We start from the raw sequence: 15,406 nt of genomic DNA on the forward strand, positions 1-15,406 counted from the left end.
ACATTATCGGTGATGGGCGTTGGATCGCACAAATTTTCAGCTTACATGACGAGCTAAAAAAGCGTTTCTTGTGCGCTCGCAAACATCTTACGTGAATGAAGTTGATTAGCTAAACCGATTCTACTATGTTAGCAAACAGTTTCAATATCCTTGATAAGAGTAAATGTATGGCACACAAAATTTGGGTGATGGGCGATGCCGTGGTCGATCTCATCCCGGAAGATTCAGAGCGTTATCTCAAATGTCCTGGGGGAGCGCCGGCCAACGTTGCCGTCGGCATCGCCAGACTGGGCGGCGCCAGCGCCTTTATTGGCCGGGTGGGTGACGATGTTTTTGGTCACTTCCTGCAAGACGTGCTGCGCCGGGAAGGTGTTGACACTCACCATATGATTCGGGATAGCCGTCACCGCACCTCGACGGTGGTCGTCAGCCTGGATTCTGTTGGCGAACGTTCATTCACGTTCATGGTTCGTCCGAGCGCGGACTTGTTCCTGCAAACGGAGGATTTGCCCACTTTCCATCGTGGCGAATGGCTACATCTGTGTTCAATCGCCCTGTCGCAGGAGCCTTCACGCTGTACCGCTTTCACAGCCATGCGACGCATCAAAGCCGCGCAGGGATGGGTGAGCTTCGATCCCAATATTCGCGAGGATTTGTGGAGTAACACGCAAGCCTTGCAGGACATGCTTTTTCAGGCATTGGCGCTGGCCGATGTGGTGAAATTATCTCGCGAGGAGTTGAGTTTTCTCAGCGCCACCGACGATCCCAAACAGGGTATCGAACAATTAATGCAACGTTTCCCTATTCAGTTGTTGCTGGTTACGCTCGGTAGCGAAGGGGTATGGCTACATGATCGCCGACAACTTCAGCACTTCAGCGCACCCTATGTCACCCCGATAGATACCACGGGGGCGGGCGATGCCTTCGTCGCCGGTCTGCTGCAAGGTCTTGCCGAATACAACGACTTATCGCAACGCGACTCATGGGACAGCGTGATCGAACAAGCGCAACGGTGCGGTGCGCTTGCCACCACCGCAAAAGGCGCCATGACCGCGCTCCCTTATGCGCAACAGCTTGAGTCCATTCCCCTCGCCAAACGCTAATCTCCTAATTTCAGGGCGGTTGATGGCTTGTTTTGTCGTCAGGATCACAGTTACAGAATCGGGTTGGTAAAATTCCTTGCTAACCCGATTGCCGCCATTTAATTTTCTCGAAAAATCGGTTTAGCCATTTAGCAAAACTACTTTCTGAAACAACAATAAAACTCCTTAAGAAGAGAATGCAATATGAAAACAAGCCATCTTGCCGTAACAATAGGATTATTACTTTCATCCCCTTTATATGTATCCGCAGCCAGTTCAGACAGCGTGGAGGCACGTCTGAATGCGCTTGAACAACGATTACAACAGGCGGAAGCCAGAGCCGCGGCAGCAGAAGCCCGTGCCGATGCAGCGGAAAAACAAACACAGCAACTAGCCACCCGCACGACGCAAACCGAGCAGAAAACCCAGCAGGTTGAACAGCGCACCAGCGCACTGGCCAGCCAGAAATCATTTGCCGATGGTTTCGAGTTCCACGGTTACGCCCGTTCAGGTTTATCAATCAATGATTCCGCCACCAGCGCCAAAACCGATGTCGGGCCAGGCATGTCGCCCGCCGGTCAAACCGGCGGTTACGTTGGTCGCTTGGACAACGAAGACGACACCTATGTCGAATTGAAGCTGGAGCACAAACAGAAGCTGGATAACGGCGCCACCACCCGCTTTAAAGTCATGATGGCCGACGGTCAACGCAGCTATAACGACTGGACGGGCGATGAAAGCGATCTCAATATCCGCGAGGCATTTGTCGAACTGGGTTCGCTGCCGAGCTTCACCGGTGCGTTAAAAGACACCACGCTATGGGCGGGTAAACGTTTTGACCGCGACAACTTTGATATTCACTGGCTGGACAGTGACGTAATCTTTCTGGCCGGCACCGGCGGCGGGATCTATGACGTGAAATGGACGGACAGTTTCAAGAGCAACTTCTCCCTGTATGGCCGTAGCCTGGGTGAAATCACCGCGCTGGATAACGACGTCAAAAACTACGTCTTTACCGCCAACAACTATGTCGGACCGTTCCAGTTTATGCTAAGCGGGTTAAAAGCGAAGAATAACGACGTAAAAGAAAACACCGGTTCGAACCGTGACAACACTTTCGTCACTAACACCAATGCGGGCGATAAAGGTTATCACGCCATGGTCGCCTATCATGGCGATAGCTTCTATGGACTGCGTGAGGGTTCGTCTAAAGTCGCCGTGCTCTATGGGCGTGGGCTGGGCGCGGAAGTTAAAAATATCGGTTCGGACGGCAACCTGACGGATGACGCCAATACCTGGCGTCTGGCAACCTACGGCACCACGCCGATCAGCAAAAACTGGAGCTTTGCCCCGTCGATTTTGGCGCAAACCAGTTCTGACCGCTATGTTGATGGCGACAGTTACAAATGGATCACCTTCAATGCGCGCCTGATTCAGGAAATCACCGAAAACTTTGCTCTGGCCTATGAAGGCAGCTATCAGTACATGGATCTCGATCCTAAAGGCTACACCACATCAAGCGCAGGCCGGTTGAACAGCGTCAGCGGCGGTTTCTATAAGCTGACCTTTGCGCCAACCTTCAAAGTGGGCGATATCGGCAATTTCTTCAGCCGTCCCGAATTGCGCGTCTTTGCCAGCTACATGGACTGGGATAAACGCCTGGATAACTATTCCAGCGAAGACACCTTTGGTTCCACCGGCTTTAAAGCCGGCGGCGAATGGAATTTTGGCGTCCAGATGGAAACCTGGTTCTGACAGAGGATAGCAACAACGTCGGTTATCGAGCCCGGTAGCTGACGTTAATGATATAAACATATCCTATTAATAAAAGAGGAATAAAATGGATATCAACACTACAGCAAATGCGCTTATCCCCCTTCTTGGCGGGAAAGAAAATATCGCCAGCGCCGCCCACTGCGCAACACGTCTACGTCTGGTGCTGACTGACGATAATCTGACCGACAAAAAAGCGATTGAAGCTGTCGACGGGGTGAAAGGCTGCTTTCAAAACGCCGGACAGATTCAGATTATCTTTGGTTCGGGACTGGTTAACAAAGTTTATGCCGAATTCATCAAGGCCGCAGGCATCGGCGAATCCAGCAAGTCTGAGGCTGCTTCGTTGGCGGCCCGGAAACTGAATCCGGCGCAACGCCTGGCGCGCCTGCTGTCAAACATCTTCGTACCGATTATGCCGGCGATTATCGCCTCTGGTCTGTTGATGGGGCTGCTCGGCATGTGCAAAACCTACGGTTGGGTTGACGCCAGCAGCGCGGTTTTCATTATGCTGGATATGTTCAGTTCCGCCGCTTTCATTATCCTGCCAATTCTTATCGGTTTTACCGCCACGCGAGAGTTCGGCGGTAACCCATATTTGGGCGCCACGTTGGGTGGTATACTGACTCACCCGGCGCTCACCAATGCCTGGGGCGTAGCCAGCGGCTTCCAGACCATGAATTTTTTCGGACTGGAAATCGCCATGATCGGCTATCAGGGTACGGTGTTCCCGGTACTACTGGCTGTGTGGTTTATGAGCATCCTGGAAAAACGTTTACACAAAATGGTGCCCGAGACGCTGGATATTATCGTCACCCCGTTCCTGACCGTCATTGTTTCCGGCCTTGTGGCATTACTGATCATCGGCCCGGCGGGGCGTATGCTCGGCGATGGCATATCTATGGTACTGAGTACGTTGATCACCCACGCCGGATGGCTGGCCGGGTTGCTGTTTGGCGGTCTCTACTCGGTGATCGTTATCACCGGCGTTCACCACAGTTTCCATGCGATTGAGTCTGGATTGCTTGGGAATCCATCCATCGGCTTCAATTTCCTGCTGCCCATCTGGGCGATGTCGAATGTGGCGCAAGGCGGCGCGTGTTTGGCGGTGTATTTCAAAACACGTGATGCCAAAATCAAAGCCATCGCCGTTCCTGCCGGTCTTTCCTGCCTGTTGGGGATCACGGAGGCGGCAATATTCGGTATCAATCTGCGCTTCATCAAAGCATTCCTGTCTGGACTGGCGGGCGGCGCGCTCGGCGGCGCATGGGTGGTCTTCAGTCACGTCAACATGACGGCGGTGGGACTGACCGGCTTCCCTGGGTTGGCAATCATACAGGCAGGTTCTATGCTGAATTACCTGATCGGTATGCTGATCGCCTTTAGCGCGGCGTTTATCATCTCATTGCTCCTGAAATATAAAACGGATAGCGAATAATGAAGGAAGTCCACTTATTAAAACGCATGGCGCATGCCCTGATGTCGGGTCGTAACCAGACGCATGATGATCCTTATCGTCCGGCATGGCACCTGTCGCCGACGGTGGGGCTGCTTAACGATCCAAATGGATTTATCCATCACAATGGGCGTTACCATCTGTTTTATCAGTGGAATCCTTTAGCCTGTGCCCACGGAGCAAAATTCTGGGGGCACTGGAGCTCCGCCGATTTGGTGCATTGGAAGCATGAACCTGTCGCCCTGGTTCCCAGCGAAAGCTACGAAACCCACGGTTGCTATTCAGGCTCCGCCGTGGCGGATAACAATACCATCACGCTGATTTACACCGGCAACGTCAAATACGACGACGGTTCACGTACCGCGTTCCAATGCATCGCCCGCGAAAACAGCAAGGGCGAATACGACAAACTGGGACCGATACTCACGCTGCCCGAAGGTTATACCGGCCACGTGCGCGATCCAAAAGTCTGGAAGCATGATGACCGCTGGTACATGGTATTGGGCGCGCAGGATAAAACGCTGCAAGGGAAAGTCCTGCTGTACCGCTCCGACGATCTGCTCGACTGGACGCAAGTCGCCGAAATCGCAGGCTCTCGCCTCGGCGGGCTGGGCGATTTTGGCTATATGTGGGAATGCCCGGACTTATTCCCGCTCGACGGGCGGGAAATCCTCATTTGCTGTCCTCAGGGCCTGGCGCCGGAAGAAGAGCGCTACCTGAATACCTTTCAGGCTGGCTACTTCGTTGGCGATCTGAATTATCAGAGCGGTCACTACCGACATCAAGGTTTTCACGAACTGGATCTTGGCTTTGAATTTTATGCCCCGCAAACGACAGAAAGCGAAGATGGCCGACGCCTGATGTTTGCCTGGATGTCGATCCCTGATGAGAACGAATTTTTCGAACCAACGATAGCGTATGGCTGGCTCCACACAATGACCTGTCCACGTGAACTGACGCTCCGTGGCGAAACGTTGTTCCAACAACCGGCGCGTGAACTGAAACAGTTGCGCGCACAGCATTACACCTGGAGCGGCGCGGCCAATTACGCCCCTGCGCTTCCTATTCACAGCGCAGAAATTTTGCTGGCGGTACAAGGCGAATTCCAGTTGGATGTCGCTTCTCTGCTGGTGCTTTGCTGGGATGGCGAACGGTTGACGTTAAGTCGTCGCAACCTGCGCACCGGTGAGCCGGAACATCGTTACTGGCGGGGAGAACTGAATCAATTGCAGATCCTGTGCGATCATTCCTGCATTGAAATTTTTATCAATGACGGCGCGGCGGCGATGTCAGCCCGTTATTTCCCCGATAACAATGCGATGCTTTCCTTCAGTGGGCCGGGGCGACTGGCGCTGCAACACTGGCTGTTAGCGTCATGCGTGATAGAATAGTGTTACTTTTTTCTGACAGCAGATCCCGTGGTGAATCAGACTAAACGCGTAACAATCAGTGACATTGCCAGGCTTGCAGGCGTATCAAAATCCACCACCAGTCTGGTGTTGAATGGCCGCAGCAAAGAGTTTCGCGTTTCTGATGAAACCCGCGATCGCATTCTGGCGGTCGCCCAAGAGCAACGTTATCAACCCAGCATTCATGCCCGTTCATTGCGTTCCTCCCGCAGCCATACGCTGGGGCTGGTGGTGCCGCAAATGACCAACTACGGCTTTGCCGTTATCTCGCGTGAACTGGAAATGTTGTGCCGCGAAGCGGGGCTACAGTTGCTAATCGCCTGTACGGATGAAAATGCCAGTCAGGAAATGATGGCCGTCAACAGCCTGATGCAACGTCAGGTCGATGGTCTGATCGTTGCTTCCAGCATGTTCAGCGATCACGAATATCAGAAAATCAATCAACAGTTGCCGGTGGTGCAATTTGACCGGGTAATTGGCGACTCCACACTGCCGCTGGTTATCTCCGAAGCGGTGGAATCAACGGCGGAACTGGTGGAACGTATCGCCCGTCAGCATCAGGAAGAGTTCTATTTCATTGGCGGCCAGGCTCGCATTTCCCCTACCCGCGACCGTCTGGCCGGGTTTAAGTTGGGGTTGCAGCGCGCAGGTCTGGAATGTCGGCCTGAATGGATCATTCATGGCAGTTACCACCCCAGTTCCGGTTATGAAATGTTTGCCCAGCTATGCGCCTCGCTGGGCCGTCCGCCCAAGGCGCTGTTTGTTGCGGCCTGTGGCCTGCTGGAAGGGGTATTGCGTTACCTGAACCAGCACAATCTGATGGAAAGCGATATACGGCTGTGCAGTTTTGACGATCACTATCTGTTTGATTGTTTACCGATGAAGATTGATACCATCGCTCAGGACAGTGAGGCGCTGGCAAGACACAGCTTTGACATGATTACGCGCTTAATCGACCAGCAACCGCTGGGGGAAGACAAACGCTATATATCGACGCGTATACACTGGCGGCATCCAGATTCACGTCAGTAAATCAAGCGCCGCCAGCGCTGTACATCAATTATGTACATTCAACTATTTAGCGGCGGATTCCGCGCCAACCAATCCAACTTTGAGATAACCGGCTTTGCGCAGCGTATCCATGACGCTCATCATGGTTTCATAATCCACGCTTTTATCTGCCTGAAAGAAGATGGTGGTTTCTTTATTAGCGCTGGTTTTGGCATCCAGCGCCTGGGCCAGCGACTGCTCATTGACCGCGTCGTCGCCCACATAGAGTTGCTTATCCGCTTTCACCGTCAGATAAACCGGTTTTTCCGGGCGCGGCTGCGGCACGGCGGAAGAAGCAGGCAGGTCGACGCGAATATCCACCGTCGCCAGTGGCGCCGCCACCATAAAGATGATGAGCAACACCAACATGACATCGATAAACGGCGTCACGTTGATGTCATGCATCTCGCCATTTTCACTCACATCATCATTCAAATGCATGGCCATGGTTTATCCCACCCGCAGTTTATGCGCCGATGACGCCACCCGGTTGTCATTGCTGGCGGCAACATCCAGATCGCGGCTCAACAGCAGCAGCACCTGCGCGGCAACGTCTCCTACCTGCGCTTTATAGCTGGTGATCCAACGAGCGAAGACATTATAAATCACCACCGCAGGGATAGCCGCCACCAAACCAATCGCCGTCGCCAGCAAAGCTTCGGCGATACCCGGCGCAACCACCGCCAGATTAGTGGTCTGCGTCTGCGCGATGCCGATGAAGCTATTCATGATGCCCCATACCGTACCAAACAGCCCGACAAACGGCGCCACCGCGCCAACCGTCGCCAGATAGCCATTGCCCCGGCCCATATGACGCCCGGTCGCCGCTACGCGACGCTCCAGACGGAACGCGGTACGTTCTTTAATACCATTGTTATCATCAGAACGGGCTGACAGTTCCATCTCATTCTGCGCATCCATCAGCAGTTGCTGCGCAACGCTGCCCGCTTTGAAAGTTTCTGCGGTTTCCACCGCATCATCAAGTGTTCTGGCCTGCTCCAGCGCCTGAAATTCACGACGCAGGCGGCGTCTGGCGCCGGTTATCTCAACCGTTTTGCTGAAGAAAATCGCCCAGGTGATAACGGATGCCAGCAGAAGACCGATCATCACCGCTTTCACAACGGCATCCGCATGTTGATACATTCCCCAGATAGACAAATCCGTTTTCATCAGATTGTCGGTGCCGGGCGCGGCGTTGGCAGGAAGGGAGAGTGATGAAACCGGAGCGGGAGCCGATGCCTCCGGCTGCGTCATTTCCGGGGCTGGCTGCGAGGCAGGCGCGCCTGCGTTATCGCCAGAAAGCGGCGTTGTCGCAGGGGCCGCAAACGCATTTCCACTCAGGCCGGCGCTAACCAGCAGGATAATCAGCACGCTACGGGTAAATGCGCTGAACACGCCACGTTTTTTTTGCCAGGCTGAGCACGCCTGTTGAGTAATGTTACTGACAGCCGTATTCACGCTGTGCCTCCACCGTTTATTCAGTACTGTTTGCGACGCAAGAAATCAGCCTGAAATAATATCAGACCTTCAGTTAATTGATAGTCGTTCTCATTATTATTTACACTCAAAAAGACGCTTTTTGTCGCCTCACTTCGTGCGGATAGCGGCATCGCAAACCAATAAGGCATTAAAAATAGGTTTAGTATTATTTTTTTGCATACTGAAAAGCCCATCCACGCATCGTCCAAGGTGTGATAACGTATAAAGTCTGCAATAACAGAGAGGCTTCCGTTAACATTCGGTCATACAAGCGTTTTCAATAACCCGGCGAGACTTGAACAGAGAAAAGGTGATATTGGTTATGACAAGCAAAAAAACGGCAACGACACTGGTCGCCGCAGGACGCAGCAAAAAATTCACGCAAGGTTCTGTAAACCCCATTGTCCAACGCGCTTCCTCCCTGGTATTTGATACCGTTCAGGATAAAAAACACGCCACTGTCAACCGGACGAAAGGCGCACTGTTTTATGGCCGGCGCGGTACGCTGACCCACTTTTCCTTGCAGGAAGCCACGACCGAACTGGAAGGCGGCGCTGGTTGCGTACTCTATCCCTGCGGCGCGGCGGCAATCGCCAACGCCATACTTTCCTTTGTATCGACCGGCGATCATGTACTGGTCACCGGTTCCGCCTATGAACCGACCCAGGATTTTTGCAACACCGTTCTCAGTAAGCTGAATATCGGTACAACCTATTTCGATCCCATGATTGGGGCCGGTATCAGCACGCTGGTGCAGGAAAACACCAAGGTAGTGTTCCTGGAGTCGCCGGGCTCCATCACCATGGAAGTGCATGATGTCCCGGCGATTGTGCAGGCGGTGCGGCGCATTAATCCAGACATCGTCATCATTATGGATAATACCTGGGCGGCGGGCATCCTGTTCAAGGCGTTGGCGTTTGATATCGATATCTCCGTGCAGTCCGGCACTAAGTACATTGTCGGTCATTCCGATGCCATGCTGGGGACGGCGGTTGCCAACGAGCGTTGCCTGGAGCAGTTACGTGAGCACTCCTATCTGATGGGACAAATGGTTGATGCCGACACCGCCTATGTCGCCAGCCGCGGTCTGCGAACGCTGGGCGTGCGTTTGAAACAGCATCAGGAAAGCAGTATTCGCATCGCCAAATGGCTGTCGGCGCGCCCCGAAGTCGCCGTCGTTAATCATCCGGCCCTGCCTGAATGTAAAGGCCATGCCTTCTATGCGCGCGATTTTTCAGGATGCAACGGCCTGTTCTCCTTCGTTCTGAAAGCGCATCTGAGCAAAGAACAACTGGCGAACTATCTGGACCATTTCGAGCACTTCAGCATGGCGTATTCATGGGGCGGATTTGAATCGTTGATTCTGGCTAATCAGCCTGAAGATCTGGCTGCTATCCGTCCAGTCGCCGGGGTTGATTTTACCGGTACGCTGATTCGGTTGCATATCGGGCTTGAAGATAGTGACGATCTGATTGACGATCTGGCCGCGGGCTTTGACAGAATTCAGGAAGTGTGACGTCCATAGGCCCGCCGTTCCTTGATTTCTCTGCATTGGCGCGGGTAAAGGGTGTATGATGGTAAGCGATAAAAGCTTACTAAAAATCATTTTATCTTAACCGGAACGTAGCGTTTGCCCGGTGTTTATCTTTGTGACAGGCTGCGGGCGTTTTGCCCTGTTTCTTTCTGTTTTTTAGGGCTTCAGTCATCTGGCAGGACGTAATATGAGCGTGGTTCACGACATTATTCAGGCGCTATGGCAGCAGGATTTTAGCGCTCTGGGCGACCCCAAAGTCATATGGGTGATTTACGGTATTTTGTTTACCACCCTGTTTCTGGAAAATGGCTTGCTGCCAGCCTCTTTTCTGCCCGGCGACAGTCTGCTGTTGCTGACGGGCGCCATGATTGCCAAAGGCGTGATGAGTTTTCTCCCCACCATGATTCTGCTGACCGTGGCTGCAAGCCTCGGTTGCTGGTTCAGTTATCTGCAAGGACGTTGGCTGGGTGATACCCGGCTGGTCAAAAGCTGGTTGTTGCAGTTGCCCGCGCACTATCACCAGCGGGCCTACCGCCTTTTTTATCGTCACGGCCTGGTCGCCTTACTGATCGGTCGTTTTCTGGCCTTTATCCGCACGCTGTTACCGACGATGGCGGGGATTTCCGGGCTGAACAACACCCGTTTTCAGATATGTAACTGGCTTAGCGGTTTCCTCTGGGTCGGCGGCATTGTGTCATTGGGTTACGCCATGAGCCATATTCCGCTGGTCAAACGCTATGAAGATCAGGTGATGACCGGACTCATCATTCTTCCCATCATTCTGTTGCTGTGCGGATTAATCGGCATGGTGGCGGTTGTGTGGCGCAAACGTCTGACACGCTGTCGGCATTGATTCACAACCCTGCCCGCTTTACTGAAAACCTTAGACGTGTTTTTCGACTAGAATGAAACGACATGCCCCTTATTGCGGGGAGATCGCTATCGCGTCGCCGCATCAGCGGGCTGTGCCACCCTCCGCTAAACACCAACTATTATATTGATTAATGGTCGAAAAAGGAGAATGACATGACGCAACCCAAGATTAAGCTGGCTGACGGCAATATTATGCCGCAGCTGGGTCTCGGCGTCTGGCGGGCAAGTATTACAGAAACGGTGACCGCCGTGACCGAAGCCCTGAATATCGGCTATCACGCCATTGACACCGCGTCAATTTATAAAAATGAAGAAGGTGTCGGTCAGGCATTACATGAGGCGCTAGTCGCGCGTGAAGCGCTATTCATCACCACCAAACTCTGGAACAGCGATCACGCCGATCCACAGCGCGCGCTGGAAGAGAGCCTGAGAAAACTGCAACTGGATTACGTGGATTTGTACCTGATTCACTGGCCATTGCCGCATCAGGACACCTATGTCAATGCCTGGCGCGGACTGATTAAACTTCAAGAGCAGGGACTGACCAAAAGTATTGGCGTCAGCAACTTCCATAGCCACCATTTGCAACGGCTGAAAGTGGAAACCGGCATCCTGCCCGTTATTAACCAGATCGAACTGCATCCGTTGTTACAACAGCGTCCACTGCATATCTGGAATGTGAACCACCATATTCAAACCGAATCCTGGAGTCCGCTGGCCCAAGGCGGCGAAGGTATCTTCGATCAGCCCATTATCCGCAAACTGGCGACGAAATACGATAAAACGCCAGCGCAGATCGTCATCCGCTGGCACCTGGATAACGGACTGGTGGTGATCCCTAAATCGGTTACGCCTTCACGCATTCGGGAAAATTTTGACGTGTTCGATTTCAAGCTGGATAAAGATGAACTCGCCGAAATCGCAAAACTGGACAGCGGCAAGCGTCTCGGCCCCGATCCTGACGCGCCCTGAATCAGCGCATTTTCTTTTCCGCCGGCAAGCTGATGACGCTTGCCGGTAAGCCCTCTCGACCCGGTTTTAGTCCGTCACCTGAAATTCATACACATCACTGCGACAGTAAACCTCACAGTACTCCAGTAAATCGCCATGCATATTGTAAGTGTGTTGTCGGGACAGCAACACCGGCGACTCCGCGGGAATGTGCAAATGTTCGGCAATGTCAGCCGGGCAAGCCAATGCCTTCAAACGATAACGTTTTTTATCCGGGTAGATATTGCGGGCGGCCCAATACTGATAAAGCGAGTGATCCAGTTGTTCCGGCTCCGGCAATAACGTCAGCGGGATCCATGTGATCTCCAACGATACCGGTTCACTGTTGATTAAACGAACGCGCCGTAACTTGGTGACCAGTGTATCTTGCGGCAACGACATTTCCGCCGCTATCGACGCGGGCGCTGTTTTTTTGACCCGCTCAAGCCACAGATTACCGGCTACCCCGCCCAGACGCAGAACCAATGATGTGAAGCCCGCTTCATCCGAATCCAGAGAATAGTCCAGGTGTTGACTGATTCGGGTTCCCACGCCTTGCTGTCGAACAATCAGTCTTTTTTCTTCCAACAACGCCATCGCGCGGGAAACCGTAACGCGTGATAACCCGGTTTGTTGAGCAATCAACCTTTCAGCAGGCAAAAACTGACCTGACAGTTCCTTACGCCGACCGATTTCCGTTTCAAGTAACGAAGCAAGCTGCATATAACGAGGCGCTGAAGAAGGTTCACTCAGCTTATCCCGTATCCAAAGAAGTAATTCCCACATATCGCATGCCTTTTACTGTTTTACGCTGCTTTCAGCATACGCAATTGTTAAACACAAACATTGAGCCAAAATTAGTTTGTCCGATAATTTCTTAGGACTTAGATTGGCATCATAAAGGTATTAAATTGGACTTGCACGCTTCGCGTAATTTTCGTACACTTTAGTCAGAAGTGCCAACACCAGGGGTCATACAAGTGACCAAACAAAAAACACCTCACGACATCATTTTGGCCGTCTTTGTTGTCAGCCAGTGGCGCGATGAGAGTGGATTAACTGAAGTCGGTAATGCGGCTGTATCCCAAATATGTTGCCCGTTTTGTTTGGGCCTGGGGTTACAGCCGCATCATTTTTTCATCTGCGCTTTTCATTTCTGATTTACGCCATACTCATCGCCTTTCAAGCTAAGTTATTACCAGCCGTTAATATTGCATCGGCTAGTATTGATATAACTTTATGATACGCTGAGTGTTGATGTGGATATGCAGGAACAGGTGATAACAGCCGTTGTCAGTTGACGTGATGGATTTCACCTTCTTGTCGCCATTCGTTGTGAACCTGGGCAAAAAAGGAGCAAGCCAGCATGGGTGAAACACCGCAACAAGATAACTATTCATCAGAAAACAACACCGCCTCAAACGAGACACTCTCACCAGGCAAAACATGGAAAGTAGAAAATACCGGTATTGATTTGGTTCCAGAATCAGAGCGTACCGGTAAGCCACTGGAATTATTCTGGATTTGGTGCGCGGCGAATATCGGTATCCTCGGTATTGTTTACGGCGCAATTATCGTGTCATTCGGTCTTTCTTTCATTCAGTCCCTCCTTGCCGCCATTATCGGCGTCACCAGTTTTGCGTTGGTAGGTTGCACCTCTTTTGCCGGACAAACCGGACGAACAGCCACCCTGACGCTCTCCCGTACCATTTTCGGCTTTAAAGGCAACATTGCTCCCACCGCGTTAAGCTGGTTTACCCTGATGGGCTGGGAAGCGGTGAATCTTATTACCGGCACACTGACGCTCACCGCGTTGTTTGAAGCCTTAGGGTTCAACGCCAGCACCATACTGACGGCGGTCTGTCTGGCGCTGTTCGGCGGATTGACCATCGCCGTCAGTATTCTGGGGCAGAGCACGCTGATCTTTTTGCAGAGTTGGATCACGCGTATTTTCGGGACGATGACCCTCGTAGTCGTCATCTATATTCTGTTCAACACGCCGTGGCATACCGTGCTGTCGCTGCCGTCAGGCGACTGGCTGACCGGCTTCCTGCCCGCGGTTTCCGTCATCGCGGCCGGCACCGGCGTAGGCTGGACCATCGCGGGCGCGGACTACAGCCGCTACCAAAGTCCCGCTTCCAGCCGCCGCCGCGTCTTTGCCGCAGTGGTCGGCGGCGCGGCGTTGCCGTTGGTGCTCTTGATGCTGGCCGGCATTCTGCTGTCATCGCAATTGCCTGATCTCGCCAGCTCCGCCAACCCTATTGCCCTGATCGGCACCGTTCTTCCCCCCTGGATGTCCGTGCCTTATCTGCTGACCGCCACCGCTGGCATTGTGACGATTGCCGTGCTCAGTCTCTACTCCGCCAGCCTCAATCTGCTGACCATTGGCGTCAAAGTTCCCCAGTCGGTCGCGGTCGCCTTTGATGCGTTGCTGGTCGTCGGCGTCGCCATTTATGTGCTGTTTATTTCCGGTGATTTCCTGACGCCATTTATCTCTTTCCTGATTTTCTGCGGCCTGTTTCTCGGCCCGTGGTCTGCGATATTCATCCTCGACTACCTGTGGCTCCGTCAGCATCACGGTTACAACCACGACGCCGTGTTCGGCCTGAACGGGAAAAACCTCGGCGTGCGCTGGGTGCCGCTGATTTGCTGGCTGTTGGGCGCCATTTCCGGTTTGATGGTCACCAAAACCGGCTTCATTGACGGGCCGCTGGCTATCGGGATTTTTGCCAACTCCAGCCTCGGCCTGTTTGTCTCTTTTGGCATTAGCCTGATCACCTACTGGCTTTATCTGCTGATCAACCCGCAAGCGAAACAGCTATGACCGCCTTCATACCTGAACGCCCGATAGTGGTGATTGGCGGCGCTTGCGGCGATATGCTGCTGGCGCTGCCGCGCCTGCCCGTCAGCGGAGAGGATATCGAGGGCAAAGATCTGGGCCAACAGATCGGCGGCTGCGCCTTCAATGTGGCCAGGGTGCTGTTTCGACTCAACGTGCCGATCATTAACGGCATGCCGGTCGGTAATGGTTCCTGGGGCAAAGCCGTGGAAGCCGCCATGACGGAGATGAATCTGCCGGTGCTGTTACGCAATACGGAAATGGACAATGGCTGGTGTCTTGCTTTGACCGAACCTGACGGCGAGCGAACCTTTATCGGCATCACTGGCTGCGAAGCGCATTGCAGCCGTGAACTGTTGCAACAGCTTACGCCGCCGGACAATGCCTGGATCTATGTAAACGGCTACGAGTTGTTCGGCGAGGGGGGAAAAGCATTACGCGAGTGGATATTGGAACAGCCGCAGAAAAAACTGGTGGATTTCGGGCCGCGTCTGCCGTTCATCCCGGCGGATTTCATTACCGCACTGTCTGGTACCGACGTCATACTGACTTTAAACCGCGACGAAACCAGACAGTTATGCGGCGATGGCGATCCGGTCGCACAGGCGCTGCGTTATGCGCAGCACAGCGGATTAACGCTGATCTGTAGACTGGATAAGGAAGGGGCCTGGATTTGTCCGCCAGCCGGTGAACCAACAGCCATCGCCGCCTATAAGGTCGATGTCGTGGATACCATCGGCGCGGGCGATGCGCACAGCGGCGGTCTGTTGGCCGGGCTGTCGGCAGGCTGGCCGCTGGCTGATGCCGTCGATCTGGCTAACCGGGTCGCGGCCTGCGTGGTTGCCAGCCAGGGCGCGGCGGGCGCGCCCGACTGGGACACACTACGCCGCTACTTTCCGGCTGCACGGTTGCCGTAAGCCA

At 53.3% G+C, this 15,406-nt stretch carries 13 protein-coding genes; 10 read left to right on the forward strand and 3 right to left on the reverse strand.

The window, feature by feature from the left end; all coding sequences use genetic code 11:
* Nucleotides 1-167: 167 nt before the first annotated feature.
* The 5 genes from cscK (at nucleotide 168) to DES54_RS04010 (ending at nucleotide 6,752) form a co-directional block, all read left to right on the forward strand.
* Nucleotides 168-1,103, forward strand: a complete 936-nt coding sequence (gene cscK / locus DES54_RS03990; RefSeq protein WP_113865319.1) for a fructokinase — start codon at nucleotides 168-170, stop codon at nucleotides 1,101-1,103.
* Between the two features lie 183 nt (nucleotides 1,104-1,286).
* Entirely contained in the window at nucleotides 1,287-2,837 is a 1,551-nt protein-coding gene (locus tag DES54_RS03995; protein ID WP_113865320.1) for a carbohydrate porin, read from the forward strand.
* Nucleotides 2,838-2,922: 85 nt separating this feature from the next.
* Complete coding sequence (locus DES54_RS04000; RefSeq protein WP_113865321.1) at nucleotides 2,923-4,293, forward strand: sucrose-specific PTS transporter subunit IIBC; 1,371 nt, start codon at nucleotides 2,923-2,925, stop codon at nucleotides 4,291-4,293.
* Entirely contained in the window at nucleotides 4,293-5,702 is a 1,410-nt protein-coding gene (locus DES54_RS04005; protein WP_113865322.1) for a glycoside hydrolase family 32 protein, read from the forward strand. The genes DES54_RS04000 and DES54_RS04005 overlap by 1 nt, the downstream gene beginning before the upstream one ends.
* A 30-nt stretch (nucleotides 5,703-5,732) precedes the next feature.
* Nucleotides 5,733-6,752 (forward strand): substrate-binding domain-containing protein, encoded by a 1,020-nt coding sequence (locus tag DES54_RS04010; RefSeq protein WP_113865404.1) that lies wholly within the window; start codon nucleotides 5,733-5,735, stop codon nucleotides 6,750-6,752.
* 42 nt (nucleotides 6,753-6,794) lie between these two features.
* On the opposite strand, the gene exbD is transcribed toward DES54_RS04010, so the two are convergent.
* Together exbD and exbB are read right to left on the reverse strand one after the other, a co-directional pair.
* A complete protein-coding gene (gene exbD / locus DES54_RS04015; protein ID WP_113865323.1) occupies nucleotides 6,795-7,217 on the reverse strand; it encodes a TonB system transport protein ExbD in 423 nt (140 codons plus the stop codon).
* A 3-nt stretch (nucleotides 7,218-7,220) separates the two neighbouring features.
* On the reverse strand, nucleotides 7,221-8,228 hold the full coding sequence (gene exbB / locus DES54_RS04020) for a tol-pal system-associated acyl-CoA thioesterase (protein ID WP_113865324.1): 1,008 nt from the start codon (nucleotides 8,226-8,228) through the stop codon (nucleotides 7,221-7,223).
* A gap of 343 nt (nucleotides 8,229-8,571) precedes the next feature.
* Between exbB and metC the strand changes: the two genes are divergently transcribed.
* The 3 genes from metC to dkgA all read left to right on the forward strand — a co-directional run bounded on the left by metC (nucleotide 8,572) and on the right by dkgA (nucleotide 11,628).
* Entirely contained in the window at nucleotides 8,572-9,765 is a 1,194-nt protein-coding gene (gene metC, locus DES54_RS04025) for a cystathionine beta-lyase (RefSeq protein WP_113865325.1), read from the forward strand.
* Between the two features lie 205 nt (nucleotides 9,766-9,970).
* Nucleotides 9,971-10,636, forward strand: a complete 666-nt coding sequence (locus DES54_RS04030; RefSeq protein WP_113865326.1) for a DedA family protein — start codon at nucleotides 9,971-9,973, stop codon at nucleotides 10,634-10,636.
* Nucleotides 10,637-10,809: 173 nt separating this feature from the next.
* A complete protein-coding gene (gene dkgA, locus DES54_RS04035) occupies nucleotides 10,810-11,628 on the forward strand; it encodes a 2,5-didehydrogluconate reductase DkgA (RefSeq protein ID WP_113865327.1) in 819 nt (272 codons plus the stop codon).
* A 66-nt stretch (nucleotides 11,629-11,694) separates the two neighbouring features.
* Here the strand turns inward: dkgA and DES54_RS04040 are convergent, their stop codons facing one another.
* A complete protein-coding gene (locus tag DES54_RS04040; protein WP_113865328.1) occupies nucleotides 11,695-12,432 on the reverse strand; it encodes a GntR family transcriptional regulator in 738 nt (245 codons plus the stop codon).
* Nucleotides 12,433-13,012: 580 nt separating this feature from the next.
* On the opposite strand from DES54_RS04040, the gene DES54_RS04045 reads away from it, so the two are divergent.
* Nucleotides 13,013-14,470: a purine-cytosine permease family protein gene (locus DES54_RS04045; protein ID WP_113865329.1), complete on the forward strand. Its 1,458-nt coding sequence runs from the start codon at nucleotides 13,013-13,015 to the stop codon at nucleotides 14,468-14,470.
* On the forward strand, nucleotides 14,467-15,402 hold the full coding sequence (locus DES54_RS04050) for a PfkB family carbohydrate kinase (protein ID WP_113865330.1): 936 nt from the start codon (nucleotides 14,467-14,469) through the stop codon (nucleotides 15,400-15,402). Before DES54_RS04045 ends, DES54_RS04050 begins: the two co-directional genes overlap by 4 nt.
* Nucleotides 15,403-15,406 lie beyond the last annotated feature (4 nt).

Source organism: Brenneria salicis ATCC 15712 = DSM 30166 (assembly GCF_003315515.1).
GTDB classification, from domain to species: Bacteria; Pseudomonadota; Gammaproteobacteria; order Enterobacterales; family Enterobacteriaceae; genus Brenneria; species Brenneria salicis.

Bases quoted from the DNA above. Each gene is read 5' to 3' on its own strand.
- dkgA (WP_113865327.1), top strand. From the start codon at position 10,810: ATGACGCAACCCAAGATTAAGCTGGCTGACGGCAATATTATGCCGCAG.
- DES54_RS04000 (WP_113865321.1), top strand. From the start codon at position 2,923: ATGGATATCAACACTACAGCAAATGCGCTTATCCCCCTTCTTGGCGGG.
- DES54_RS04045 (WP_113865329.1), top strand. From the start codon at position 13,013: ATGGGTGAAACACCGCAACAAGATAACTATTCATCAGAAAACAACACC.
- DES54_RS04005 (WP_113865322.1), top strand. From the start codon at position 4,293: ATGAAGGAAGTCCACTTATTAAAACGCATGGCGCATGCCCTGATGTCG.
- exbD (WP_113865323.1), bottom strand. From the start codon at position 7,217: ATGGCCATGCATTTGAATGATGATGTGAGTGAAAATGGCGAGATGCAT.
- DES54_RS04050 (WP_113865330.1), top strand. From the start codon at position 14,467: ATGACCGCCTTCATACCTGAACGCCCGATAGTGGTGATTGGCGGCGCT.
- DES54_RS04030 (WP_113865326.1), top strand. From the start codon at position 9,971: ATGAGCGTGGTTCACGACATTATTCAGGCGCTATGGCAGCAGGATTTT.
- cscK (WP_113865319.1), top strand. From the start codon at position 168: ATGGCACACAAAATTTGGGTGATGGGCGATGCCGTGGTCGATCTCATC.
- DES54_RS04040 (WP_113865328.1), bottom strand. From the start codon at position 12,432: ATGTGGGAATTACTTCTTTGGATACGGGATAAGCTGAGTGAACCTTCT.
- DES54_RS03995 (WP_113865320.1), top strand. From the start codon at position 1,287: ATGAAAACAAGCCATCTTGCCGTAACAATAGGATTATTACTTTCATCC.
- metC (WP_113865325.1), top strand. From the start codon at position 8,572: ATGACAAGCAAAAAAACGGCAACGACACTGGTCGCCGCAGGACGCAGC.